The 22,736-nt window shown below is 52.8% G+C and carries 24 protein-coding genes and 2 tRNA genes; 6 read left to right on the top strand and 20 right to left on the bottom strand.

Annotated features, from left to right (window positions below):
- Positions 1 to 1,371, top strand: a complete 1,371-nt coding sequence (gene glmM, locus ACYQ27_RS08560; protein ID WP_460041479.1) for a phosphoglucosamine mutase — start codon at positions 1 to 3, stop codon at positions 1,369 to 1,371.
- Here glmM and ACYQ27_RS08565 read toward each other — a convergent pair.
- The 15 genes from ACYQ27_RS08565 to ACYQ27_RS08635 all read right to left on the bottom strand — a co-directional run bounded on the left by ACYQ27_RS08565 (position 1,368) and on the right by ACYQ27_RS08635 (position 11,894).
- Positions 1,368 to 2,231: an energy-coupling factor ABC transporter ATP-binding protein gene (locus tag ACYQ27_RS08565; protein WP_456453988.1), complete on the bottom strand. Its 864-nt coding sequence runs from the start codon at positions 2,229 to 2,231 to the stop codon at positions 1,368 to 1,370. The genes glmM and ACYQ27_RS08565 overlap by 4 nt on opposite strands.
- Entirely contained in the window at positions 2,228 to 3,058 is an 831-nt protein-coding gene (gene cbiQ, locus ACYQ27_RS08570; RefSeq protein ID WP_460041480.1) for a cobalt ECF transporter T component CbiQ, read from the bottom strand. Before cbiQ ends, ACYQ27_RS08565 begins: the two co-directional genes overlap by 4 nt.
- 40 nt (positions 3,059 to 3,098) lie before the next feature.
- Complete coding sequence (locus ACYQ27_RS08575) at positions 3,099 to 3,425, bottom strand: PDGLE domain-containing protein (RefSeq protein ID WP_456453986.1); 327 nt, start codon at positions 3,423 to 3,425, stop codon at positions 3,099 to 3,101.
- A 4-nt stretch (positions 3,426 to 3,429) separates the two neighbouring features.
- Positions 3,430 to 4,095: a cobalt transporter CbiM gene (gene cbiM, locus ACYQ27_RS08580; RefSeq protein WP_456394773.1), complete on the bottom strand. Its 666-nt coding sequence runs from the start codon at positions 4,093 to 4,095 to the stop codon at positions 3,430 to 3,432.
- A 93-nt stretch (positions 4,096 to 4,188) separates the two neighbouring features.
- A complete protein-coding gene (locus tag ACYQ27_RS08585; protein ID WP_456394774.1) occupies positions 4,189 to 4,971 on the bottom strand; it encodes a proteasome assembly chaperone family protein in 783 nt (260 codons plus the stop codon).
- A 2-nt stretch (positions 4,972 to 4,973) separates the two neighbouring features.
- Positions 4,974 to 5,150, bottom strand: a complete 177-nt coding sequence (locus ACYQ27_RS08590) for an RNA-protein complex protein Nop10 (RefSeq protein ID WP_456394775.1) — start codon at positions 5,148 to 5,150, stop codon at positions 4,974 to 4,976.
- On the bottom strand, positions 5,147 to 5,974 hold the full coding sequence (locus tag ACYQ27_RS08595; protein WP_456394776.1) for a translation initiation factor IF-2 subunit alpha: 828 nt from the start codon (positions 5,972 to 5,974) through the stop codon (positions 5,147 to 5,149). The genes ACYQ27_RS08590 and ACYQ27_RS08595 overlap by 4 nt, the downstream gene beginning before the upstream one ends.
- Positions 5,975 to 6,179: 205 nt before the next feature.
- Positions 6,180 to 6,377: a 30S ribosomal protein S27e gene (locus tag ACYQ27_RS08600; protein WP_088855978.1), complete on the bottom strand. Its 198-nt coding sequence runs from the start codon at positions 6,375 to 6,377 to the stop codon at positions 6,180 to 6,182.
- Entirely contained in the window at positions 6,377 to 6,664 is a 288-nt protein-coding gene (locus tag ACYQ27_RS08605) for a 50S ribosomal protein L44e (protein WP_297068832.1), read from the bottom strand. Before ACYQ27_RS08605 ends, ACYQ27_RS08600 begins: the two co-directional genes overlap by 1 nt.
- A 108-nt stretch (positions 6,665 to 6,772) precedes the next feature.
- Positions 6,773 to 7,357, bottom strand: coding sequence for a LysO family transporter (locus tag ACYQ27_RS08610; RefSeq protein ID WP_456394777.1), 585 nt, complete (start codon positions 7,355 to 7,357; stop codon positions 6,773 to 6,775).
- Positions 7,354 to 7,608 (bottom strand): hypothetical protein, encoded by a 255-nt coding sequence (locus ACYQ27_RS08615; protein WP_456394778.1) that lies wholly within the window; start codon positions 7,606 to 7,608, stop codon positions 7,354 to 7,356. The genes ACYQ27_RS08610 and ACYQ27_RS08615 overlap by 4 nt, the downstream gene beginning before the upstream one ends.
- 50 nt (positions 7,609 to 7,658) lie before the next feature.
- Complete coding sequence (locus ACYQ27_RS08620) at positions 7,659 to 8,729, bottom strand: ABC transporter ATP-binding protein (protein ID WP_456394779.1); 1,071 nt, start codon at positions 8,727 to 8,729, stop codon at positions 7,659 to 7,661.
- Positions 8,729 to 9,577: a carbohydrate ABC transporter permease gene (locus ACYQ27_RS08625; protein WP_456453985.1), complete on the bottom strand. Its 849-nt coding sequence runs from the start codon at positions 9,575 to 9,577 to the stop codon at positions 8,729 to 8,731. Before ACYQ27_RS08625 ends, ACYQ27_RS08620 begins: the two co-directional genes overlap by 1 nt.
- Positions 9,574 to 10,512, bottom strand: coding sequence for a carbohydrate ABC transporter permease (locus tag ACYQ27_RS08630; RefSeq protein ID WP_456394781.1), 939 nt, complete (start codon positions 10,510 to 10,512; stop codon positions 9,574 to 9,576). Before ACYQ27_RS08630 ends, ACYQ27_RS08625 begins: the two co-directional genes overlap by 4 nt.
- Positions 10,513 to 10,523: 11 nt before the next feature.
- Positions 10,524 to 11,894, bottom strand: a complete 1,371-nt coding sequence (locus tag ACYQ27_RS08635) for an ABC transporter substrate-binding protein (protein WP_456394782.1) — start codon at positions 11,892 to 11,894, stop codon at positions 10,524 to 10,526.
- A 129-nt stretch (positions 11,895 to 12,023) separates the two neighbouring features.
- On the opposite strand from ACYQ27_RS08635, the gene ACYQ27_RS08640 reads away from it, so the two are divergent.
- The 5 genes from ACYQ27_RS08640 to ACYQ27_RS08660 all read left to right on the top strand — a co-directional run bounded on the left by ACYQ27_RS08640 (position 12,024) and on the right by ACYQ27_RS08660 (position 18,387).
- Positions 12,024 to 13,094 carry a TrmB family transcriptional regulator gene (locus ACYQ27_RS08640; protein WP_456453984.1) on the top strand — a complete coding sequence of 357 codons (1,071 nt, stop codon included), beginning with the start codon at positions 12,024 to 12,026 and terminating at the stop codon, positions 13,092 to 13,094.
- A gap of 5 nt (positions 13,095 to 13,099) precedes the next feature.
- Positions 13,100 to 13,816: an HAD family hydrolase gene (locus tag ACYQ27_RS08645; RefSeq protein ID WP_456394784.1), complete on the top strand. Its 717-nt coding sequence runs from the start codon at positions 13,100 to 13,102 to the stop codon at positions 13,814 to 13,816.
- Positions 13,813 to 16,053 carry a glycoside hydrolase family 65 protein gene (locus ACYQ27_RS08650; RefSeq protein WP_460041481.1) on the top strand — a complete coding sequence of 747 codons (2,241 nt, stop codon included), beginning with the start codon at positions 13,813 to 13,815 and terminating at the stop codon, positions 16,051 to 16,053. Before ACYQ27_RS08645 ends, ACYQ27_RS08650 begins: the two co-directional genes overlap by 4 nt.
- A 3-nt stretch (positions 16,054 to 16,056) precedes the next feature.
- The gene (locus ACYQ27_RS08655; protein WP_456453982.1) at positions 16,057 to 16,977 is read left to right on the top strand and encodes a glycoside hydrolase family 130 protein; all 921 of its coding nucleotides are present in this window, start codon (positions 16,057 to 16,059) and stop codon (positions 16,975 to 16,977) included.
- Positions 16,978 to 17,190: 213 nt separating this feature from the next.
- Entirely contained in the window at positions 17,191 to 18,387 is a 1,197-nt protein-coding gene (locus tag ACYQ27_RS08660) for a pyridoxal phosphate-dependent aminotransferase (protein WP_460041849.1), read from the top strand.
- Positions 18,388 to 18,425: 38 nt separating this feature from the next.
- Here the strand turns inward: ACYQ27_RS08660 and ACYQ27_RS08665 are convergent, their stop codons facing one another.
- From ACYQ27_RS08665 to aor, 5 genes are all read right to left on the bottom strand, one after another.
- Positions 18,426 to 18,629 carry a MoaD/ThiS family protein gene (locus tag ACYQ27_RS08665; RefSeq protein ID WP_456397120.1) on the bottom strand — a complete coding sequence of 68 codons (204 nt, stop codon included), beginning with the start codon at positions 18,627 to 18,629 and terminating at the stop codon, positions 18,426 to 18,428.
- A 664-nt stretch (positions 18,630 to 19,293) separates the two neighbouring features.
- Positions 19,294 to 19,368, bottom strand: a tRNA-Cys gene (locus ACYQ27_RS08670).
- A gap of 8 nt (positions 19,369 to 19,376) precedes the next feature.
- Positions 19,377 to 19,463 (bottom strand) — tRNA-Ser (locus ACYQ27_RS08675).
- A gap of 137 nt (positions 19,464 to 19,600) precedes the next feature.
- The gene (locus ACYQ27_RS08680) at positions 19,601 to 20,770 is read right to left on the bottom strand and encodes a tungsten cofactor oxidoreductase radical SAM maturase (protein ID WP_460041482.1); all 1,170 of its coding nucleotides are present in this window, start codon (positions 20,768 to 20,770) and stop codon (positions 19,601 to 19,603) included.
- A 76-nt stretch (positions 20,771 to 20,846) separates the two neighbouring features.
- Entirely contained in the window at positions 20,847 to 22,664 is a 1,818-nt protein-coding gene (gene aor, locus ACYQ27_RS08685; RefSeq protein WP_456454286.1) for an aldehyde ferredoxin oxidoreductase, read from the bottom strand.
- Between the last annotated feature and the right edge of the window lie 72 nt (positions 22,665 to 22,736).

Below are 22,736 nucleotides of genomic sequence, written 5' to 3' on the forward strand. Positions count from 1 at the left end.
ATGGGAAAGCTGTTCGGAACATTCGGCGTCAGGGGAATTGCAAACGAAAAGATAACTCCGGAATTTGCCCTTAAAATCGGCATGGCCTTTGGAACCCTTCTGAAGAGGGAGGGAAGGAAAAGGCCTCTTGTCGTTGTGGGCAGGGATCCAAGGGTGAGCGGAGAAATGCTGGAGGGAGCCCTGATCAGCGGCCTCCTGAGCATGGGCGTTGATGTCATAGATGTGGGCATAGCACCAACACCGGCCATCCAGTTTGCCTGCAGGCACTTTGGCACAGATGGAGGCGCTGTGATAACTGCCTCGCACAACCCTCCGGAGTACAACGGCATAAAGCTCCTTGAGCCCAACGGCCTGGGGCTGAAGAAGGAGAGGGAGGCGGTTGTGGAGGAGCTCTTCTTCAACGAGGACTTTGATCCGGCCCAATGGTATGAGATTGGTGAGGTCAGGAAGGAGGATATAATCAGGCCGTATCTCGATGCCATCAGGAGCAGGGTTGATGTTGAAGCCATTAAAAAGAGGCGGCCCTTTGTCGTCGTTGATACATCAAACGGTGCGGGCAGCCTGACCCTTCCATATCTGCTGAGGGAGCTGGGCTGTAAGGTAGTCAGCATAAACGCCCATCCTGACGGGCACTTCCCTGCAAGAAATCCGGAGCCCAACGAGGAGAACCTCAGGGGCTTCATGAAAATCGTTAAGGCCCTCGGGGCGGACTTCGGGGTTGCACAGGACGGTGATGCCGACAGGGCGGTTTTCATAGATGAGAACGGGAACTTCATTCAGGGCGATAAGACATTTGCCCTCGTCGTAAAGGCGGTGCTTCAGGAAAACGGCGGGGGGCTTGTTGTCACGACAATAGCAACCTCCCACATAATTGACGAGCTCGCGAGGCAATACAACGGAAAGGTCATGAAGACGAAGGTGGGTGACCTGATAGTTTCAAGGGCGCTCATTGAGCACAACGGTCTCGTGGGCGGCGAGGAAAACGGCGGCGTTATCTTTCCGGACTTCGTTCTCGGCCGGGATGGGGCAATGACCACGGCAAAGATAGTCGAGATATTCTCAAAGAGCGGGAAGAAGTTCAGCGAGCTTATCGCGGAGCTGCCGAGGTTCTATCAGGTGAAGACAAAGCGGCGTATAGAGGGAGACAGGCATGCCGCTGTTGAAAGGGTCGCAAAAATTGCCGGGCAGAGGGGGTTAAGGCTTGACACCACAGACGGTACAAAAATCCTCCTTGAGGATGGCTGGGTGCTCGTGAGGGCGAGCGGAACCGAGCCGATAATAAGGATTTTTGCGGAGGCAAGAAGTGAGGAGAGGGCTAAGGAACACCTCAACCTTGGTCTTGAGCTTCTGGAGGAGGCCCTGAAGGCCTAATCCTCCGCATCCTGAGGGAGCTCCCCCCATCCACATTTTTCCATATGCCTCGTGAGCAGGGCTGCGGCCTCCTCAAGGGTCAGCGGAACCTCCTCTATCCCGACGGAACGGAGGAGCCTTACAATCTCCGGAATTTCAAGGTTTGCCTCCTCAAGGATATCCTCGCGGGAGAAAAGTTCCCTTGGCCTTCCGCTGAATATCATCTCCCTGTTTATGACGTAGCATCTGTCAGCAAGCCGTATGGCCCTCAGGTCATGGGTCGCCATTATTACCGTCTTTCCCCCGTCCCTGAGCTCCCTTATGAGGCCTAGGATGTAGTTGCGGTTCTTAAGATCAAGGTCCCGGGTTGGCTCATCCAAGAGAACAACCTGGGGGTCTAAAGCCAGCACAGCGGCTATGGATGCCTTCTTCTTTTCGCCCCCGCTCAGGTTGTAGGGATGCCTGTCCCTGAGGTGGTATATGCCGAGCTTCCTCATTATCTCCTCCGTTACGGTCAGTGCTCTCTCCTTCTCATAGAGATGCAGGGGGCCGAATGCAACATCCTCCATGACGGTGGGGCTGAAGAGCATGATGTCCGGATTCTGGAAGAGGAAGCCAACCCTGCTCCTGAACCACTCCATCTCTTTCTCATCCGTGAGGACATCCTCCGTGACTGGCTTCCCCATAAATCGCACCTCTCCCTTCTGGGGAAATATCAGTCCGTCCAGTATTTTAAGCAGGGTTGTCTTTCCCGCCCCGTTGGGCCCCACCACCGCCACGAGCTCCCCCCGATAGATGTCCATGCTGATGTCTTCCAGCGCCACTTTTCCTGTTGGATACGTGTATGAAATCTCTCTGACCTCATAGATTTTCCGGCTCATATAAACCACCTGTCACCGATAAACACCACCGCCATGAGAAGTATCGCAGAAGTGAGGAAGAGGGCATCGCTTTTCCTGAATTCAAACTCATTCAGGCTTCTTGCCGAGTGGAGATAGCCCCGGGAGAGCATGGCGTAGTAGAGATCCTCCCCCATCATCTGCGTCTTTATGAACAGGGCCCCCATGTTCTTCCCGGCCTCCTTCCAGCTTTCGACCATACCGAGCTTCCTGCACAGTCTTGACCTTCTGGAGTACATCGAGTCAAGCAGGATGCTGAGCAGGAGGAATATGTACCTGTAGGTCAGGGTGGTTATTGTTATCACAATTCCCGGAACCCTGAAATCCGAGAGGGCTTTCATCACATCGCTCCATTTTGTCGTTATCGTCAGGAGGATTGCATATGACACTGCCGCTGCTACCCTGAGGGTGAATATCGCCGCCGCATGAAGGCCCTCTGCCGTCACCGCAATGTACGGGGAATTCCAGAGGACGATGATGGGTCTGCCGGGGGTTATAACGTTGAAGATGACCGGGAGTGCTATGATACCGGTGAATATCGGCACAAAAACCCACACCCGTTTTATAAAATACCTGAGGGGAATCCCGGAGAGAGCCGCCATAACCAGCGGGAGGAAGTAGAGAAAGAGAATGACCGCTATATGTCTCGCACCGACCACAACGGAGATTGAAATCAAAAGCGCTATCAGCTTGGCCCTTGGATCAACCGATTGAAGGAAGCCCTCCCTGCCCGCATATCTCTCCGAAAATACCGCCTCCCTTATGAACGAAGCAACTTCCTCAACGGTCTTATCTATCAGCTTGCTCATTTTCATCCCCCGGGCGTGGAAAAGGATAAAAATCAGAAAATCAGGAAGACGACCCCACGAGCTTTACCAGGGCGTAGTATGCCCCGAGGACGAGGGCAACCCCCACGACCGCCGAGATTATATATCCGATTGATGCATGAAGCTTGTCCTCCCATCCCGGAACGTTGTAGTCGGGCAGAAGTGCATGCGTCCATGCATTGGAGAGCTTTTCCATCCCCGTGAGCTTCTCATGAACCTGACCGGCCAGGTCACCGGGATCCCATTCCCCCCATGCGTCCCCGTAATTCCAAACGAGCAGTATGCCTATTGGAGAGAGTATTATCATCACCCCGATTATGACGAGGAAAGTTTTTGTAAGCCTGTCCATCCAATCACCCCCTCAGAGCCTCGGCTTCTCCCAGACTGAAGAGCTCGGGTTGAGATTTCTTGACGTACCACAGAACCGTTGCGGTTACAACCGCCGCCGCCGGCCCGGCTGTTACGAGGTGCGCAAATGCCATTGCGGGGACAGAGACCCAGAAGGTGTACGGGCAGTATCCCGGCTGGATGTAGGGCTGAAGCCCGAACTCAAAGCCAGCAACTATTGCTGCGGTCACAAGCGCCACGTATGCTCCTATCCCTGCAGCCGCGACATCGCTGAGCTTCTTCCTCAGGAGCCTGTAGGTATAGTAGCCCACGAAGGGAAGAACCACCGCCATGTTAAATGCGTTGGCAGCATAGGTTGTGATTCCCCCATCCCCGAAAAAGAGTGCCTGTATCAGCAGCACTATGGATATTGAAACCGTTGCTGCCCACGGTCCTATGAGTATCGCTATTATCGTTCCCCCCACGATGTGGGCCGTTGTTCCATCAGGAACCGGCAGGTTGTACATCATGACCAGGAACGAGAATGCTGTCAGAACTCCAAGGAGAGGTACCTGCCTCGGATGGAGGTTCTTGAGCCATTTGATTCCCCTGTACCAGAAGGGTATCATAACTATGTAAAAAAAGACACATGTGTAAGGTCCCAGGTATCCATCCGGTATGTGCAATTCCATCCCTCCACTGGTATTATCAAATTCAGAAATCGTGGCACGGTATAAAAAGCTTTTCGGAACTTAAGTAGCACAACTAAAGGTGAAAAAGGAGGCTCAGAGGTAACCCCTGTCCTCTTCTTCCTGGGCAGGGGGCATCTGCTGCTCCAGCATTGCCCGCTGCATCTCCTGAACTTTCTTCAGGATTTCCTCGGTTTCCTTTGCCCTCTCATCGAGGGCGCTCATGTCGAGCTCCAGATTAAGCATCCGGGCAACGACGCTCAGAACTGCCTTTGCGGCCTTCGCATCCACTATGTAGCCGAGGCTTTCACCGAGAAGGCATATTCCCCTCATTCCCCTGAGCTTGCCGAGGCCAAGGAGCAACCCGGCGGCGCCGACTATGGCACCTCCTTCATCCTCCCTGAACACCACCGGCAGTCCCCTGAGCTCTTCGACCATGTCCTCATGGGTGACGGATGCCAGGACCCTGGGCTCCCCCTCTATCTCCGGCACCTGATAGCCGCCCATTGTAATTATTTCCTTTGCACCGAACTCCTGCACGAAGTCGAGCATCTTCCCAACGACCTCGTAGTGTCCGGGACTGTCGGTTGGGGGCACCTGCATGTCGCCCGTGATGATAATCAAATCCCTGTGCCCCCTGTCCGGGCTTTTCCAGTAGTAGAACTCATTCTTCATGAGCTCAACCACGGCATTTTTCTTTATAACGACCTGATGCATGAAGTGCGGTGAATATAAGTCTGCAAACTTTCTGGCACCCAGTTCCTGGATCAGGTGTTCTGCGGCGAGTTTTCCAACCAGCCCTATACCCGGAAGACCCTCTATAAATATGGGGTCCCTGAGTTCCGGTCTTTCATAAACAAATATCACGCTTTCCTTCATCTTCAATTCCTCCCGATTCCAAGGAGCTCCCTCTTCAGCTTCCTCCTGTAGGCTCCGTAGGGATCCTCGGGGGAAAACCTGGGGGGATGAGCCACCTTTGTTTCGGCCCCGCATACCGGACATGTTTCCATAAGGGTGTATCTGCCGCATTCGGGACACTTCTTTATGCGGAACCTCATTTCTCTCTCCTCTTGATCTTTTTAATCCTCTTCTCCTTTCTGATCAGCGTTGCTTCTCCTCCCGCTTCCTTTATGACCCTGAGGATCTCCTCGGCGATGCTTTCAAGAACCTCTTCGGCCTTGTAGTAATCGGGAGCCGTTATGTCAATCCTGTACCTGGGGGCTCCCTGGTATGTGAATTTAACCTCCACCTCGTTTTCCTTGTTTGCCCTGTCCCTTGCCCTGATTAAGGCCTCCTTGATGATTTCAACCCCGTTTGATTTTGGAACCGTGATTTCAAACTCAGCATCTATCGTGACGGTTGGAACCTCAACATAGCTCAGCACTATCTCACCGAGCGGGGCGAGCCATTCCTCGGGAATCAGGCCTTTAAGGACTTCGATGCCGTTCTGGGCAGCGTCTTCAAACGCCGCATAAACTTCGCCGTATTCCTCCTCAAGGGGGACCCATACCTCACGCCAGGCAGTTTCAAAGTTCTTCCCGATCTTCTCTGCGGCCATTTTCAGCAGATTTTCAGCCTTCTGGGCTCTCTTGAACTCCTGAAGTTTGGCCTTTCTCTGCTGCTGGTTGACCCTTTTAAGGCTCAGGTCTATGTGTCCCCTGCTCGGGTCGACGCGGATTACCTTGGCCACGATTTTCTGCCCTTCCTTGATGTAGTCCCTTATGTTCTTGACCCACGTTGAGGCCACCTCGCTGATGTGCATGAAGCCCTCCTTTCCGGGGTACTCGTCCAGCGTGAGAAAAGCACCGTAAGGATGAATGTTCTTGACCGTTGCAACCACAAACTCTCCCTCTTCGGGATATTCCCTCGCTTTCCTTGGCATTTTAACCACCTCAAAATTTTCTTGTCCTCTTTTATTTGGAGGGGGAGGTTTTTAAAGTTTAGGAGAAAGGGGAGTGTCTAAAGTTAAAGTTGGGGTCGTTTTGTTTGATGCTTTACCGAACACTCTCATGGAAAAACCACCTGAAGGGCAACCGCATAACTTAACCATCACTAATTTCAGACACGCCCGGATAAAAGGAAAAGGTTCATTCAAGAACCTCTAAAATCTTGGCCTTGATGACGCCCTTACCGCCCGTGGGCTCCACGAGCGTGGCGCCACAGACGAGACATCTGACCTTTGTGGCCGGATTACTGAAGACTATCTGCTCGTTGCCGCAGTCAATGCATTTGACCCTGAGGAACCTTGACCTCGGCATTGGAATGAGGTTCTTTGGAAGTGCCATCAGCTCACCTCCACGAGCTCGAACTTCTTAACCCTGAAGCCCTTTCCTCTTGTGTGTGCTTTACCGCAGACCGTGCAGCGGAAGCGGAGGTCGAGCTTCTTGACCGGCTTTTCCCTGCCGGCCGGATTGGGCCTCGGGAAACCCCTGTAACCCTTCATGATCCTCCTGAATCTTCTCTGACCCTGGCTGAGCTCGCTCCTCGGCCTCTTCTTTACCTTTTCGACCTTGTGGATAGTGTGCTTTCTGCAGTAGGGGCAGTATGTTCTTATCTGCTTTGGATACTTCATTCTCTCACCTCCAGAGAGCGGCCCAGTGGGCTCCTGCGGACACCCCTGAGCCATGAACCATGATAGTTCGGATAGGCCTTCAACTTTGACTTTAAAACGTTTTTGGCCTTAGGGGAAAAGCTGGAGAATGAGGGGGATTATGAAGGGAATCGCCGCGGTGAGAATGAACCCATGCACAAAAGCCACCACCGCTGTTTCACTGTCCCCGAACTTTCTTATTATGGGTAGCGTTGTGTCCATCGTCGTCGCCCCTCCAATTGAAACGAGCGGCTCTCTCTGCATCTTTCCCGAGGCGAGCGGATAGAGTATCACCGTCATGATTTCCCTTGTCAGGTTGGCCAGAAATCCAAGGGCTCCATAGACAGCAGAGTACTGGGCAATTAGCGGGCCTGTAAGACTGTACCACCCGCAGCCAGCGGCAATCGCCAGCCCCCATCTGAGGGATATCCCGAGAATTAGGGATGCAAGCACACCGCCGAGCAGGGAGCCGAGCATTGTGGATAGGGGCAGTAAAAGAACAAATCTGCCGACTCTCTTTATCCCCTCCATGCTGCTCATCCCGAGGTCTATTCCGATGAAGAATATAAGGGTGTACAGCATTAGTTCATAGAGGTTGCCAAAATCGGGAGAAAAAGCTTTACCCGTTATCAGACCCGCTGTAAGGGCCCCAAGGACAAGGTAAAGGAACCTCATCCCACCAGCCTCCGCAGTATCAGTGCAAAGCCAAGGCTTCCTGCTATGGTTAGCAACGCAAAGATTACCGATGCTCCGAAAAGCCACGATGCACTTATCTCAACCTTTCCCGCCTCGACTCCCATGAAGAATATCAGTGCCAGCAGGGAGACGCTTATAAGGATATCAAGCGGCCTTTTGACCCTCGGAGAATGATTTCTTCCCGCATATCCCATCAGCAGGCCGATTATAAGTGGGATGAAGATGTTCATAATTTAAAATTAAAACGTGAAGATAATAAACTTAACGCTTTGCGGTGGGCTCATCCGTATATGGCCTCCCTTGTGGCCGGGTCGAAGAGGTATATTTTTCCCTCCTCAGGCCTCCAGTAAATCTCCCCTCCCGTGGTTTTTATGTCCTCGGGCAGGCGTATGACTATCTCCAGCTCTCCATACCCTATGTGGCCGAAGTTCTCGACTCCGAGCTTTTCCACCCCAAGCAGCTCCCCTTTTATGAAGCCCTCCGCAGGATGGGGGCTTATTCTTACATGCTGGGGCCTGAAGCCGAGTATTGCCTCCCCACGCGGAACGTCCCCCGGCAGCTCAAGGGAAAAATGCCCCGCTTCGAATACTGCCCTTCCTTCCCTCTCGACTATCTCCCCTTCAACAAGGTTCATGGGGGGACTGCCAACAAACGTCGCCACGAATGTGTTTCTGGGCCTGTAGAATATGTCATCCGGACTTCCGACCTGCTGGAGGATGCCCTTGTTCATAACCGCAATCCTGTCGGCCATCGTCATTGCCTCAACCTGATCATGCGTCACATAGACGGTCGTGATCCCCAGCTCATAGCTCAGGAGCCTCTTGAGCTCAAAACGCATCTGCGTCCTTATTTTGGCGTCGAGGTTGCTCAGGGGTTCGTCGAGAAGGAAGACCCTGGGCTCCCTGACGAGTGCCCTTGCGAGTGCAACCCTCTGCTGCTGGCCGCCGCTCAGCTCACTCGGTTTTCTGTTCAGGAGGCTGTCAATTCCGAGGAACTCCGCAACCTCCCTAACCTTCTTTATGCGCTCCTCCTTGGGGACTCCCGACATCCTCAGGGGAAACTCGATGTTCCCGAAGACGGTCATGTGGGGATAGAGGGCATAGCTCTGGAACACCATGGCAACGTTTCTCTTTGTGGGGTCGACGTCATTGACGAGCCTGTCTCCGATCCATATCTCGCCCTCCGTGGGGGTTTCCAGCCCTGCTATCATTCTCAGGGTCGTGGACTTTCCGCATCCGGACGGTCCCAGCAGAACCATGAATTCCCCGTCCTTAATCTCCAGAGTAAGGTTTTTGACGGCAGTAACTTCTCCAAATTTTTTGGTGACGTTTTTAAGCAAAATCCTCGCCATCAGCCTTTCCCTCCCGTAATCACAATACCCCTGATGAGGTACTTATTCAGAATCAGGAACAGTATTATCGTGGGCGCCGAAGCCACAAGCGAACCCGCAATTATGGGTGTGTATTCCGTCCACATGGCCCTCTGGAAGGCAAAGCTCAGGCCCACGGGCAGCGTGAAGTTCTCGGGGGAACGGAGGAATATCAGCGGGCCTATGAACGCATTCCACGAGCCCAGGAACTGATATACCGCCACAGCTCCGAGGGCAGGTTTGGCCAGGGGAAGGGCGATGTGGAAGAAGGCCTTTATCGGCCCGCAGCCGTCAAGTCTGGCCGCTTCGAAGATTTCGTCGGACAGCGACATAAAGTACTGCTTCATCAGGAAGATGCTTGAGACGTTGACCAGACCGAGCAGGGCCAGTCCGAATATGTTGTCTATCAGGCCCAGCTTGTATATTATGACGTAGTTCGGCACCAGAGTCACGAACATCGGTATCATCAGCAGGGACAGCAGGGCGGAGAATATTGCATCCCTGCCCGGGAACTCCAGCCTTGCAAATGCATATCCAGCCATGCTGGAGAACACTATGTTTCCGGCGATTATGAGGCCCGCATAAAGTGCGGTGTTCCTTACCCACCTGGGGAAAAGCTCAAGCCTGAAGAGCTTCTGGTAGTTCTCCAGCGTGAAGGGATGGGGTATCCACTGAGGGGGATAGTAGGACGCCTGAGCCCATGTCATGAAAGAGGCCACAAGAGAGCGTATGAAGGGCATTAAATAGGCGAGAGCAAATGTAATAAGGACTGCGTATGTTACCACCTTCCATATCCTCTTGATGAGTCTCTCCCTTTCTTTCGGCGTCATTTCATGGCCCTCCCGTATTTTTTCTGGAAGAGATAGGTTGTGGTGAATATTATGGCAAAGAGGAACCAGCTCTTTGCCGCTGCCACGCCCGGCCTGATTCTGGTGAAAGCCTCGTTATAGATATCCAGCGCAACCGTGTATCCTGCTCCTGCCGGACCTCCATTTGCTCCCGCCATTATCCATGCCAGGTCGAACATCTGAAGTGCCCCTATGAGTCCCATCACAACGACGTATGTTATCATCGGCCTCAGCATGGGGATGGTTATGAAGAAGAACCTCCGTATCGGGCCGGCACCATCCAGCATTGCCGCTTCATACATATCCTTCGGAATCGCCTGCATCGCCGCCAAAAACGACACCATGAAGTGCCCGCTTGTTCCCCATATGGCCACCAGAGCAATCGCCAGCAGGAGATAATGCGGGCTGTTTATCCAGTCAACGGGCTTGAATCCGGGAATTATGTGGACGAGGATGTAGTTTATGAAGCCCGTTTTCATGAACAGCCAGATGAAAATCAACCCGACTATCACGGAGCTCGTTGTGGCGGGGAGGAAATATGACACCTTAAAAAACTGCTGCCCCTTAATCTTCTGATTGGCAAAAGCCGCCAGAGTAACGGCGAGGAAGGTTTGAATGGGAACCACAAGTGCGGTATAGATTAAAATGTTCTTAAGGCCCGTGTAGAACGGGGCCAGTATGTAGGGGTATCCGTGGAAACCCCTGCTCAGATCCCGGATGACTATCATATAATTGTGCAGGCCAACAAACTGCATTTTTCCGATATAATCCCACTTGAAGAAGCTCAGGTAGAAGGCAAACACCATGGCAAAGTATCCAAAAACCAGATTCAATATGACTGCGAAGGATATAAGAAACAGACCCGCCATAATATCCTTATTCCGGGATTTCTCGTAAAAAGAAGAAAATGAAAACATGGAATCACCCCTCAGCTGCTGAATTCTTCCTGCACAAGCTGCTTCATAACCTCGATGGCCTTCTCGGGCGTGATCTCTCCCCTCATTGCTGATGCCATTGTATCGCTGAATTTGCCCTCAAGCTCTCCGCTCTTCGGACCCCAGATGAAGACTATGAGGTCCTTGTACTTGGGGATGAAGGAGAGGGTCTTCTTGTGCTGTGGCCACATGTCTGGATCGTTTTCAAATCCCTTTATGCTCGGCAGCGTCTGGCCCGCTTTGACCACGAGGTCTTTCTGTCCCTCCGGCCCTGTGACGAACTTGACGAACTCCCATGCCTGCTGGGGGTTCTTGGTCTTTGCGTTTATGCCCAGTATAACCGTGTATGCCATCGTAACCCTACCGTCCTTCCCGGCCGGCAGAGGCGCCATGTCCCAGTCAGTGCCGTATTTGAAGTCCGGGAACTGGTCGGCGAGGAAGGGAATCATCCAGTTTCCGCTTATGACCATGGCAACCTTCTGCTGGCCGAATGCATCTCCGAGCCATCCAGCACCAACATCGCTCGGCTGAACAACGTAGGGTTTCTTGCCCTCCTTCTGCATCTGCACGTTGCCGATTCTGTAGAGGTTGATGTACCATGTGAGGGTCTCCTTAACCACGGGGTTGTCGAACCATGATGCGTCGCTTGCCTTCTCGAACCATGGCTTGGGCGCCCCATTGCTCACGGCAACGGGCACATACCTGTTGAAACCGCCGAGATATATCGCCAGGCCCGGAACACCCGTCTTTTCGGTTATAATCTTGGCATCCTGCTCAAGCTCCTCCCATGTCTCAGGGGGCTTTGTGATGCCAGCCTGCTCAAAGAGCTTCTTGTTGTAGAAGAGCACGAGCATGCTCCAGTCCTTTGGAATACCGTAGAGCTTTCCATTCTTCTCAAACGGCTTAAGGAGGAACTGATAGAACTGATCAGTGAAGCTCTTGTCTGCCAGGTCTGAAACCGGATAAAGGGCGCCTTTGTCAATGAAGATTGGAGACCACGAGCTGTCCACATAGAAAACATCGGGGGCAACTCCTGCTCCAAAGGAGGCGAGTATGTTCTCATGGAACATCTGGGTTATTACCTCGTATTTGACCTCGATATTGGGATACTTCTTTTCGAATTCGGAAATAATCTTCTGGTAGTTCTTCATCTCAGTTTCTCCGGCGCTCCATCCAGCGAATCTTATGAAAACCTTCTTTTCAATCTGAGTCTGTGTTGTGGTCTTGGTGGTAACCTCGGTCTGCGTTGTAACCGTCGGAGCCGAAGAGCTGGTTGATGTCGTCCCTCCACCACCAATGCACCCTGCTGCAGCTACGCCCAGTAGGAGGATTGAAACCAAAATCAAGCTGTAGGCCTTTTTCATCAGACATCCCCTCATGTGAGGCTCTTCAAATTTTATACTATAATCATATTATATAAACTTTTCTTCTATATTCTCAATAATATTTAAATAGTAAAAACTTCAAAATAGAACCATGAGAGGGTGATGGGTATGGATGATTCAATAGCATCTCTCGCTGAGAAGCTTCAGGAGCTCGGTCTTACAAAGAGAGAGGCGGAAGTTTACCTCACAATATGGATGAAAAACGGAGCAACTGTAAAGGAGCTGCTTGACCTGCTTGATGTGCACCAGCCCCAGCTCTACAACATAATCCAGAGCCTGATAAGGAAGGGGTTTGTAAAGGCATCGGCGGGCAGACCGAGAATCTACGTGGCAAGTGACATTGTGCCCCTTATCGATGTCCAGAAGATGAAGCTGGACATCCTTAAAGAAAGCCTCAGGGAAGAGCTGGTAAAGCTGAGAAACAGAACGGAGGATGAGACGCCCTACATCTCCATAGTCAGGAGCCTGGAGGGCATTCTGGCGGCCATAATTGAGATTATAAACTCCGCGGAGGTAGAAATCCGGGCGGAGCTGCCCTACACAATCTTCAGTGAGATACAGCCCTACCTGCTGGGTGCCCTCCAGAGGGGCGTCAACCTCTACCTGCTGGTGTATCCCCAGAACGAAACCTTCGAGGAGTTCCAGAGGTTCAGGGACAGGGTCAAGATCAGAACCTCCGAACTCGGCAACTTCCTCCTCGTGATCTCTGATCTCTCCGTGGCGGTCTACTCCAAGAGGAGATTCTTCAGCGCCCGGAAGCTCCCGGTTTCAAATTCCGAGATTTACGGCTATGAGATTCAGGAAAAAGACCTGCTGCTCAGGCTTTTGAACATACACAATAACCTGTGGATGAAAGCTAAGGAGGTTATATGCTGGGAGCACACACCCGATGTCTATCCCAAGACTTTCCTGGAGTTCTCAATAGCCCTGAACGAGATAGAGGCCCTATTCAGGCTGGGATATGTCCCTGTGGTCACCGTTGAGGGCCGGTACGTTAAGGACGGCCAGCCCGTAAAGCTAACCGGAAAAGCACGCTCGGTCAACAGGGCAGGCATAATAAGCAACTTTGTTCTTGACTTGGGAACCCGTGAGGTCACGGTTGGAGGCTTTGATGCGGAGGTTGAGGACATAGAGGCCCAGAAAGTGGTGATTGAAAGGATAATCAAAGCACAGGGGTGAAGGTGTTGGAGGGTGTTGGAATAATCTGGGACTTCGATGGAGTTCTCGTTTTCACTCCCCACGAGGAGGCATGGAGAAGGGCGGCTGAACACTACGGTGCCAGCGGCTTTGATCACGGGTTTTACGTGAGGTATGTCTCAGGAAAGCCGAGGTATGAGGGTGCGCACAACATACTGCAGCTGCTTGGGATATATGAGAAATTCGGTGCCACGGATGGGGAAAAAAGGCAGAAACTTCTGCACGAGTTCGCGGAGTTCAAGAACAGGCTCGTCAATGAGATGTTTGAAAGAGGAGAGTACGGAATCAATGAGGCAGCGATAGAGTTTCTGGTGAAGAGCAGGAAGCTCGGGGTCAGGCATGCTCTGGCATCGGCTTCAAAGAATGCGACAAAGCTTGCGGAGAGAATAAGGGTTAATGTGGAGGGCACATCCATCCCCCTCGGTTCCCTTTTTGACATAAACGTAAGCGGAATGGCTCCAACGAAAAAGGAGGTTTTCAAGCTGGCTGTTGAGGAGATGAGGTCGAAGTTCCCCGGCATAGGAACCCTTCTCGTGGTTGAGGATGCACCTGCGGGGGTGAGGGCGGCGAAGGAGCTCGGCCTGCTCACGCTGGGTTATGAGAGGGAGGCGGAGCTCGACGCACACATCAGATTTAAAGATTTCAGCGAGCTTGATCCTGATGCCCTTGTGGCTCTGATAGCTCGGGAGGAGGTAAGAGGATGAGATACCGCTTCAGCTTTGATGGATACAGTCCGGAAGAAGAGGCCTTTTACGGGACTATTTTAACCCTCGGAAATGGATACCTCGGCATCCGCGGGGAGGTTGAACTGGAGCCGAGCCTTTACGGAACCACGATAGCAGGTGTTTATGATTATACCCCCTATTTCTACCGTGAAATTGTGAATGCACCCCGTGCTGTTGGTCTGAGGCTGTTCCTGAATGGTGAGCCGCTGAGCCTCAGCACCCAGAGGATAAGGAGGTATGAGAGGGAGCTTGACATCGGAGAGGCTGTGCTGAGGACGGAGGTCGAGGTTGAACTGCAGCAGGGGGGAACGCTGGGATACGAAAGTGTGAGGATTGTGCACGGCAGCAGAAAGGAGGTGGTGATCCTTAAGTTCAGGGTGAAGCCCGGCAGATCCGGCACCCTGACCATAATCTCCCCGATAAATACCGATACAGTGAATCCCCTGTACCGTGAAGAGATAACAGCAAAACATTACCGTGTAAAAAGGCACAGCTCCCATGATGATGCAATATACACCGAAGTCGAGACCACCGACGGGAGATACAGAATAGGGATTGCGAGCTCTCTGGCCGTCAGCTGCAGGCATTCGAGATTCATCGTTAAGAATACGGATGGCATTGCGGAGGTTTTCCAGCTTGATGTTGAGGAGGGGAAGGAGTACGAATTCATCCGTTATGCCGTGATTTCATACACCTCCGGGAAGGATGACATAGAGCATCCTGTTCTGAAAAAGCTCAGAGACGCTAAAAACGCTGGATTCGACGTTCTCTACAGGGAGCACAGGGAATACTGGCAGGAGCTCTGGAGTGCCGCGGAAGTGAGAATCTTAGGGGATGAGGAGGCAGAGAAGGGGCTGCTCTTCAGTCTGTTCCACCTGATGCAGTGCATGCCGGTCGACAGCAGAATTTCACTGACGGCCAGGGGCATTCATGGATTCGGCTACAGGGGGCATGTGTTCTGGGATACCGAAATTTATGCACTGCCCTTCTTTATGGCGGTCTTTCCTGAAAAGGCGAGGGAGATGCTGGTCTACCGCTACAACAATCTGGACGCTGCGAGGGAGAATGCGAGGGCCAACGGCTACAGGGGGGCACAGTTTCCGTGGGAGTCGGCGGATGACGGCTACGAGGCAACCCCTCCCGCAATACCCACGGACATGACTGGAAAAAATGCCATCAGAATATACACCGGTGAGGAGGAACACCACATAACGGCCGACATAGCATATGCGGTTGAGCTGTACTACAGATTCACGGGGGATAATGACTTCATGGAGAAATACGGGCTGGAGATTATATTTGAAACCGCACGCTTCTGGGCCAGCAGGGTCAGATACGACAAGGATAAAGGCTACGTGATTGAAAAGGTGATCGGACCGGATGAGTATCACGAACATGTCAATAACAGCTTCTTCACGAATATGATGGCGAGATACAACCTCCTCCTTGCGGCCAGATACCTCGAGCTCTCAAAGGAAAATGAGGCCTGGAGCAGGGTTGCAGAGGCAGCAGGGATAACCGAGGAAGAAGCTGAAAGCTGGAGGAAAATTGCGGAAAAAATCTACATCCCCCGGCAGATAGATGGAATCTGGGAGGAGTTCGACGGATATTTTGAGCTGCCCGACTACACGGTCGACCCATACGGCATTGGAGAAGAGAGGCTGCCGGCGGAGATCAGGGAACACCTCGGCAGAACGAAGCTCGTGAAGCAGGCCGACGTGATAGCCCTGCAGTATCTTCTGAAGGAGCAGTTTGACACGGAGAACATCAGAAAAAACTTCGACTACTACCTCCCGAGAACCACCCATGCATCCTCCCTCTCCATGCCCACCTACGCCATAATTGCCTCATGGCTTGGATATGATGACATAGCATACAACTACTTCATGAAATGCGCATATATAGACCTTCACAACCTCTACGGAAATACAAAGGACGGCTTCCATCTTGCCACGGCAGGAGGGCTCTGGCAGATTCTCTTCAGGGGCTTCTGCGGGGTCGACATCAGCGGCGATATCCTAGAAATCCGCCCGAACCTGCCTCAGGGGTGGGAGGAGTTTGCCCTTCGGTTCCGCTTCAGGGGGAGCAGGATACACCTGAGGATCAGGAAGGACAGGGTGGCTGTTAAGATCACCGGAGGGAAAAAGTTAAAAATCCGTGTATTTAATGAGGAAACCAATTTGGAGCCTGAAAAGGAAGTCATCCTGGAGGTGTAGAACTTGCTGAACTTTGAAATCCATGAGGGAGATGTGCTGGTGCCTCCCCTGAAAAAGCTGTCCTTCCCGATTCTGTCCCCTTCGGAGGAGGGCTTTGACTCAAAGAACATATACAACGCCGCAGTGATAAAGGAAAGGGACATGGTAGTAATGCTCTACAGGGCGGAGGGCATGGACGATGACATAACGGGGAGGATCGGGCTGGCCCTGAGCAAAGACGGCATGGAGTTCTTGAGGCATCCGGAGCCGGTAATCGAGCCCGAGCATGAGTATGAAAAGAGGGGAGTCGAGGATCCGAGGGTTGTTAAGGTTGGGGGCACCTATTACATGACATACACCGGCTACGACGGGAAAACGGCGAGGCTCTGTCTGGCAACGTCAAGGAACCTTGTGACATGGAAAAAGCACGGGCCTGTTTTTGAGGAATTTCCTCAAACCGGCGACTGGACAAAGAGCGGGGCAATTCTGCCGATGAAGATGCCGGGCGGCGAGTTCAAAGGGGAGTACATAATGTATTTCGGGGACTCAAACATATGGCTGGCACATTCGAAGGACCTAATCCACTGGGAGTACGTGGAGGAGCCCGTTTTGAGGCCGAGAAAAGGCAAATTCGACAGCATCCTCGTCGAGCCCGGACCGCCGGCACTGATGACGGACTCCGGCATAGTGCTCATATACAACAGTGCGGGCATGGAAGGGAGTGTTAGAAAATACAAGGCGGGGATAGCGGTTTTTGACAGGGAAAACCCAACCCGGCTGGTGGCAAGGAGCGAAAAGCCGATTTTGGAACCAACCCATGAGTGGGAAACCAACGGATGGGTTGACAACGTCGTTTTCATCGAGGGCATGGTTGAGCACGGCGGGAGAATTTACCTCTACTACGGAGGTGCCGACAGGTACATCGGCCTGGCGTACTGGGAGTAGGCTCGGAGGGTGTTCACGTCATCATTGTGCATCGAGTCAGTTTGCTTGCTAATCGTCATCGCCTGAACATTTATTTTCTTCTGGATTTTTAAGCTTAGCTGTTAACGGGCTGAGGGTTAGTTTTGCACCCGCATTCCACGCAAACACCAGCAACCCCAGACGTTAACGGTAACTTTTTAGGGATGACTAATCAAAGTTCTGATGGTGATTGGAATGATTCACGCATCTAAAAGAGCCATGGGAATTGAGTATGCCATCAGGGATGTTGTTCTTCCCGCAAGGGAGCTTGAAAGGAAGGGGATAAAGGTTATCCGCCTGAACATAGGTGATCCGGTTAAATTTGACTTCCAGCCTCCGGAGCACATGAAGGAAGCTTACTGCAGGGCCATTATGGAGGGCCACAACTACTACGGCGAAAGTGAGGGAGATAGGGAGCTCAGGGAAGCCATAGTTGAGCGCGAGAGGAGAAAGAACGGCGTTGATATAACCCCCGAGGACGTCCGTGTTACCGCAGCCGTCACAGAAGCCCTCCAGCTTATATTCGGCGCATCAATAAACCCCGGCGATGAGCTGCTCATACCCGGGCCGAGCTATCCGCCGTACGTGGGACTGGTGAAGTTCTACGATGGAGTTCCCGTTGAGTACAGGAGCGTTGAGGAGGAGGGCTGGAAGCCTGACGTCGATGACATCCGGAAGAGGATAACGGAGAAAACCCGTGCCATAGCCGTTATCAACCCCAACAACCCCACCGGTGCACTCTATGACAGGAAAGTTCTGAAGGAAATACTCGACATTGCCGGAGAGCATGATATCTTTGTCATAAGCGATGAAATCTACGACCTCATGACATATGAGGGGCAGCACGTTTCTCCAGCTTCGCTCACGAAGGATGTGCCTGTAATAGTAATGAACGGCATGTCGAAGGTCTACTTCGCCACAGGCTGGCGCCTCGGTTACATGTACTACGTCGACCCGGAGGACAGGCTTGCGGAGCTCAGGGAGGCCATAGATAAGATGGCAAGGATAAGGCTGTGCCCAAGCACCCCTGCCCAGAAGGCGGCAATAGGTGGTTTGACAGGCCCTATGGACTACCTCAGGAGCTACATGGCAAAGCTCAGAGAGAGGAGGGACTACATATACAAGCGCCTCAATGAGATGCCGGGCATAAGCGCCCAGAAGCCGGAGGGGGCGTTTTACATATTCCCGAAGATTGAGGATGGCCCGTGGAAGAGCGACAAGGAGTTCGTTCTCGATGTTCTCAACAACGCCCATGTCCTGTTCGTCCACGGCTCCGGCTTTGGAAGGAACGGTGCCGGTCACTTCAGGGCGGTATTCCTGCCGCCGGTTGAGATACTTGAGAGGGCCATGGACAGCCTTGAGGACTTCATGAAGAAGAGGCTCGCGGAGTAATTCCATCCACTTTCTCTTTTTGGATTGTAAAGAAGGGATTATCCCCCGGAAACTACGGGGATGACCTCAATGTAATCGCCATCCTTTACGTTCTCATCCTCGAGTGCCACCCTTCCGTTGACCTTAGCTATCGCGCTCTCCGTGTTGAAGCCCAGCTCACGGAGGACATCTCTCACCTTCATGCCCCTCCTCCACTCGACTTCCCTTTCTATCCTTCTTCCCATGACCCTGACCCTGAGCATTACCACCACCGGAGAGCATGTCCCTGCCCTGGTTTATAAACCTCACTGATTGAGATTCGGTCTGACCTCCTCCCCTTTGCGGTGGGGATGCAATGAACTGTCCAACAGGCATTAAATAGCCGAGACCCTTTTAAACTCTGGAGCGTAGTAAGACCTCGAAGAGACCATCGTAAGACGACCCGATGAGAGGAGGGGTTCCACGTTACCACTCCACCTTGGAGTGGTTGACGCCATTAGGCGTCCTTTCAAAAATCGCCGTTGGGCGGTCAAAACTCTAAGGGTGGCCTTTGAACCATAACCCCAATCCCGTTTGGGTGAGGGGTAATTGGCCTTAGACCGGGCCTGCGGGCTGAACTGAAACCGGTAACGGGAGTAAGTGATGGGTCCGCAAACCGAACCGCCAATTAGCGGGGGACTAAAGCTGAACCCTCACCCTTCAGGGCGGGGAGGAGGTCAGCCTTCAAGCTGGAGGTTTACTTTCTTACGACGCCCGCGGGGCGTCTTTTTAAGTTAAACCTCATTAAAAGAGTCCTTAAATGAGTTTTCACTTGAATATAGTCAAATCCCAATCAGAAACCCCTGAAAACCAATGCTCCAAAGAAGAGCTACAAACTTTTGATCAAACTAATCTTCCGCCAACGCTTTGCGAAGCAAAGGGTTGGTGTGGAGCCGGGAGGGGGATTTGAACCCCCGTAAAGCGGATCTGCAGTCCACCGCCTCACCTCTAGGCTATCCCGGCGTAGAATATGGCGCCGCGGAGGGGATTTGAACCCCTGAGGGACCACGCCCACCGGCTTAGCAGGCCGGCGCCCTACCAGGCTAGGCTACCGCGGCACTTCAGTGCCCAGGTTATATGACCCTCAGGGGGTTTTTAAGTTTTTTGGGTTAACAGAAGCGCGTCCGGGGTTGCTGATGTTTGCGTGAAATGCGGGCTCTAACGGGTGCAAAACCAACCCTCAGACACCTCCGGGTCAGAAGAACTTCCCGAACATGTGCTGCGGAATCGGGCACTGCACAAGCCTCCTCGCCCAGAGGCAGTCCGCACAGCTCGGCTCGTTGCCCCAGCAATCAATGTCGCTCGTCCTGACGAAGTCGCACGCATCCCTGAGGGAACAGTCCGTGCACGAGGGATACATGTAGTTCTTCATTGTGAAGCGGAACCATGTGTATTTTTCACCCGTCCATATCTCCGCGAGAGTCTTCGCCCTCACGTTGCCGAAGGAGTATGCGTTGACCTTTTTTCTCCTGCCGAAGATGTACTCGTAATAGCTGTGCAGGAAGCGGTAGCATGGCGAAACCTCCCCGTCCCACCTGACAACGGCGACGTTGTTCTCGTCGAAGTCGCAGGAGCGCTCCGTTCTCAGCTCAAAATACGGGATTTTGATGTACAGACCCTCGTGGGCGACCTTATAGAGCTCATCCACCACCGGCTCCATGTCAATGCTCCCGTCATAGATCACATCATTGACCTGCTCCTCAGTCATGGGGAGAAGGTTGGAAACGAGCATGGCATCGGCGCCCAGCTCTTTCAGATACCTGGCAAGCTCCGGAAGCTCCATGTAGTTCTCCTTTGTTACAACGACTTCAACGCCTATGCTCGGCCGGTGGGTTCCCGTTTCCTCCCTGTACTTAACGAGCTTCCTTATCTTATCCGCGGTAAGGGCCGCCGCAAGGTGTCCAAGGGTTATGGCGTTCTGAGCCGTTGGAACCGTGTCCATGGAGAAATATATGAGCTCAACGCCGAGCTCCGCAAACTCCCTCAGCATATCATCCCTGAGGAGAGTTCCGTTGGTGCTCATCCCGAGGGCAAAGCCCCTCCTCTTCACCTCGCGCACCATGTCCATGAAGCGCGGATGAACCGAGGGCTCGCCTATCCCTCCGAAATATATCATCTTCAGCTCCGGGAACTCCTCCGCATCGTCGAGTATCTTGAGGAAGAGGTCATAGTCCATGTCCCCCTCGCTGTCCTCCCAGTACTGCTTGAAGCACATCTCGCACTTCAGATTGCACCTGCTCGTCGTCTCTATATAGAGGTACTTCATATCAAGCTTCGGCTTCACTATAACCTTACCATCCCATAGGCTGAAGGTGTATTCCCTGCTTTGGTTTGAGGAGCGTGTGGAATGGTGCGAATATTTCATGTTATCACCTTAAGAAAGCACTTCTCAGGGCACCTCTAAAAACCTTACGGAACAAAATTGGGAAATAAAGAAAGATTCACAGGAGTTCCTCAATGCCAAGCTCCTTGGCTTTCTCCTCCGGAACCCTTCCGTCTTCCGTCCAGCCTCTGAGGGCGTAGTATCTCGGGAGCATCTCCCTCAGCCTGACGACGTGGCCCTTGTTCGGTCCCTCCGGCATGGGCTCCTCAAGGAAGCGCTTCGGCAGCGTGTCGTCCTTAGCCGGGTCGAGGCCTGCCTTGAGGTTAAAGATGCGCTCGGCGTTCCATATCCTCTCTCCTATCCTGAGGTAGTCCTCGGTGGAGAAGTCCCAGCCAAGGGCTGCATTTAACATATCGCGGTAGTCGTCGGCTCCAAGGCCGAAGGTCGTGAAGAGGCACAGCCCTGCAGCATCGATGAGCGCGCTGAGGTCCTGGAAGATTATGAGCATTTTGACCTTGTCGTCGCTTATGTCGTGCGGATCCATCTTGTACGGGTAGCCGAGTATCTCCGGGCTTATCATGTAGTTCTTTATGTGGCAGCCGCCGCGGTTGTTGGTTGCATAGCCGAGACCGTGACCCTCGGCTCCCCTCGGGTCATAGGCGGGCAGTTCAAGCTTTTTAACGCTCATGGAGTACTCGGGGTGTCCGTAGCTCTCAGCGAGGCGGTAGCCGCCCTCTGCCAGCTTGTCTCCAAAGCCCTCTCTCTTCGCGAGCTTTTCTATGTAGTAGTGGAGAACCTCCGTGTTCCCCCATCTGAAAGCCGGAGCATCTCCGAGCTCCTCATCCGTTATGAATCCCTTTTCGTAAAGCTCCATGGCGGTTGCGAGCGTTCCGCCCGTTGATATCGTGTCCAGACCGTACTCATCGCAGAGGTGGTTTGCTTCAATTATGCTCGCGAGGTCGTTTATGCCCAGGTTTGCCCCGAGAGCCCATGTGCTCTCGTACTCCGGCCCTTCAGTAACGCCGACCGTCGGAAGTTTGTTGACCCTTCCGCAGCCTATGGGACACGCATAGCAGGGCTGGTTCCTTATGAGGTACTTCGCGGTCATTGCCTCACCGCTCTGCTCCTCCGCATATTTGAAGACACCCGTCTGGAAGTTCCTTGTTGGATAGAGTCCGTTGGAGTTTATGATGTTTACGAGAACCGCTGTGCCGTACTTCGGCAGCCCGCCACCGGCAACCGGATCGTTCCTGAGCTTGTTGATCTTCTCCCTGATTGTTAGCATGAATTTCTGCTTGTCAGCTATGGCAACAGTCTTGCTTCCCTCGACGGCTATGGCCTTGAGGTTCTTGCTTCCCATTACAGCTCCAACGCCACCCCTGCCTGCAGCGCGGTGCCCATCGTTCATTATGGCTGCAAACTTGACGAGCTTTTCCCCCGCAGGGCCGATCAGGGCTATCCTGAGCCTTTTACTGCCTATTTCCTTCCTTATGGCTTCCTCTGTCTCGCTTACGAGCTTGCCCCAGAGGTGCGATGCATCCCTAATCTCAACGTTTTCATCTTTTATGTAGATATAAACCGGTTTCTCTGCCCTGCCCTCGACAACAATCGCGTCCCACCCTGCGAACTTAAGCTCTGCTCCGAAGTAGCCGCCGGAGTTTGCCATGGTTATGAAGCCCGTGGCCGGACTCTTGGTAACGACGTTGTACCTCCCGCCGGTGGGGGCGCTCGTCCCGCTCAGCGGGCCGGGGGTTATTATCAGCTTGTTTTCGGGACTTAGGGGGTCAACTGCTGGATCCATTTCCTTCAGAAGGAGGTATATTGCAAGCCCCCTGCTCCCAAGCCACTTCTTGGCAAACTCCTCATCGTATTCCTCGACTTTCACCTCTCCGGTGGAGAGGTTCACACGCAGAAACTTTCCCCAGTTGCCGTACATAAAAACACCTCAATGTATAAAAAAGTGCTGTATTTATATAAAATTTTAGGAAAACAAATTCAATTTGCATAC

The organism is Thermococcus atlanticus (genome assembly GCF_054657855.1).

Excerpts from the sequence above, each read along its gene's own strand:
- ACYQ27_RS08565 (WP_456453988.1), bottom strand. The coding sequence starts at position 2,231 with ATGAGCCGGAAAATCTATGAGGTCAGAGAGATTTCATACACGTATCCA.
- ACYQ27_RS08590 (WP_456394775.1), bottom strand. The coding sequence starts at position 5,150 with ATGAGGTTCCGCATAAAGAAGTGTCCCGAATGCGGCAGATACACCCTT.
- ACYQ27_RS08665 (WP_456397120.1), bottom strand. The coding sequence starts at position 18,629 with ATGCTCAGGGTCAGGGTCATGGGAAGAAGGATAGAAAGGGAAGTCGAG.
- ACYQ27_RS08575 (WP_456453986.1), bottom strand. The coding sequence starts at position 3,425 with ATGGACAGGCTTACAAAAACTTTCCTCGTCATAATCGGGGTGATGATA.
- aor (WP_456454286.1), bottom strand. The coding sequence starts at position 22,664 with ATGTACGGCAACTGGGGAAAGTTTCTGCGTGTGAACCTCTCCACCGGA.
- ACYQ27_RS08650 (WP_460041481.1), top strand. The coding sequence starts at position 13,813 with ATGAGATACCGCTTCAGCTTTGATGGATACAGTCCGGAAGAAGAGGCC.
- ACYQ27_RS08605 (WP_297068832.1), bottom strand. The coding sequence starts at position 6,664 with ATGAAGTATCCAAAGCAGATAAGAACATACTGCCCCTACTGCAGAAAG.
- ACYQ27_RS08585 (WP_456394774.1), bottom strand. The coding sequence starts at position 4,971 with ATGAAGGAAAGCGTGATATTTGTTTATGAAAGACCGGAACTCAGGGAC.
- ACYQ27_RS08640 (WP_456453984.1), top strand. The coding sequence starts at position 12,024 with ATGGATGATTCAATAGCATCTCTCGCTGAGAAGCTTCAGGAGCTCGGT.
- ACYQ27_RS08610 (WP_456394777.1), bottom strand. The coding sequence starts at position 7,357 with ATGAGGTTCCTTTACCTTGTCCTTGGGGCCCTTACAGCGGGTCTGATA.
- glmM (WP_460041479.1), top strand. The coding sequence starts at position 1 with ATGGGAAAGCTGTTCGGAACATTCGGCGTCAGGGGAATTGCAAACGAA.
- ACYQ27_RS08620 (WP_456394779.1), bottom strand. The coding sequence starts at position 8,729 with ATGGCGAGGATTTTGCTTAAAAACGTCACCAAAAAATTTGGAGAAGTT.
- ACYQ27_RS08660 (WP_460041849.1), top strand. The coding sequence starts at position 17,191 with ATGATTCACGCATCTAAAAGAGCCATGGGAATTGAGTATGCCATCAGG.
- ACYQ27_RS08630 (WP_456394781.1), bottom strand. The coding sequence starts at position 10,512 with ATGTTTTCATTTTCTTCTTTTTACGAGAAATCCCGGAATAAGGATATT.
- ACYQ27_RS08680 (WP_460041482.1), bottom strand. The coding sequence starts at position 20,770 with ATGAAATATTCGCACCATTCCACACGCTCCTCAAACCAAAGCAGGGAA.
- ACYQ27_RS08595 (WP_456394776.1), bottom strand. The coding sequence starts at position 5,974 with ATGCCAAGGAAAGCGAGGGAATATCCCGAAGAGGGAGAGTTTGTGGTT.
- ACYQ27_RS08615 (WP_456394778.1), bottom strand. The coding sequence starts at position 7,608 with ATGAACATCTTCATCCCACTTATAATCGGCCTGCTGATGGGATATGCG.
- ACYQ27_RS08635 (WP_456394782.1), bottom strand. The coding sequence starts at position 11,894 with ATGAAAAAGGCCTACAGCTTGATTTTGGTTTCAATCCTCCTACTGGGC.
- ACYQ27_RS08600 (WP_088855978.1), bottom strand. The coding sequence starts at position 6,377 with ATGGCACTTCCAAAGAACCTCATTCCAATGCCGAGGTCAAGGTTCCTC.
- cbiQ (WP_460041480.1), bottom strand. The coding sequence starts at position 3,058 with ATGAGCAAGCTGATAGATAAGACCGTTGAGGAAGTTGCTTCGTTCATA.
- cbiM (WP_456394773.1), bottom strand. The coding sequence starts at position 4,095 with ATGGAATTGCACATACCGGATGGATACCTGGGACCTTACACATGTGTC.
- ACYQ27_RS08625 (WP_456453985.1), bottom strand. The coding sequence starts at position 9,577 with ATGACGCCGAAAGAAAGGGAGAGACTCATCAAGAGGATATGGAAGGTG.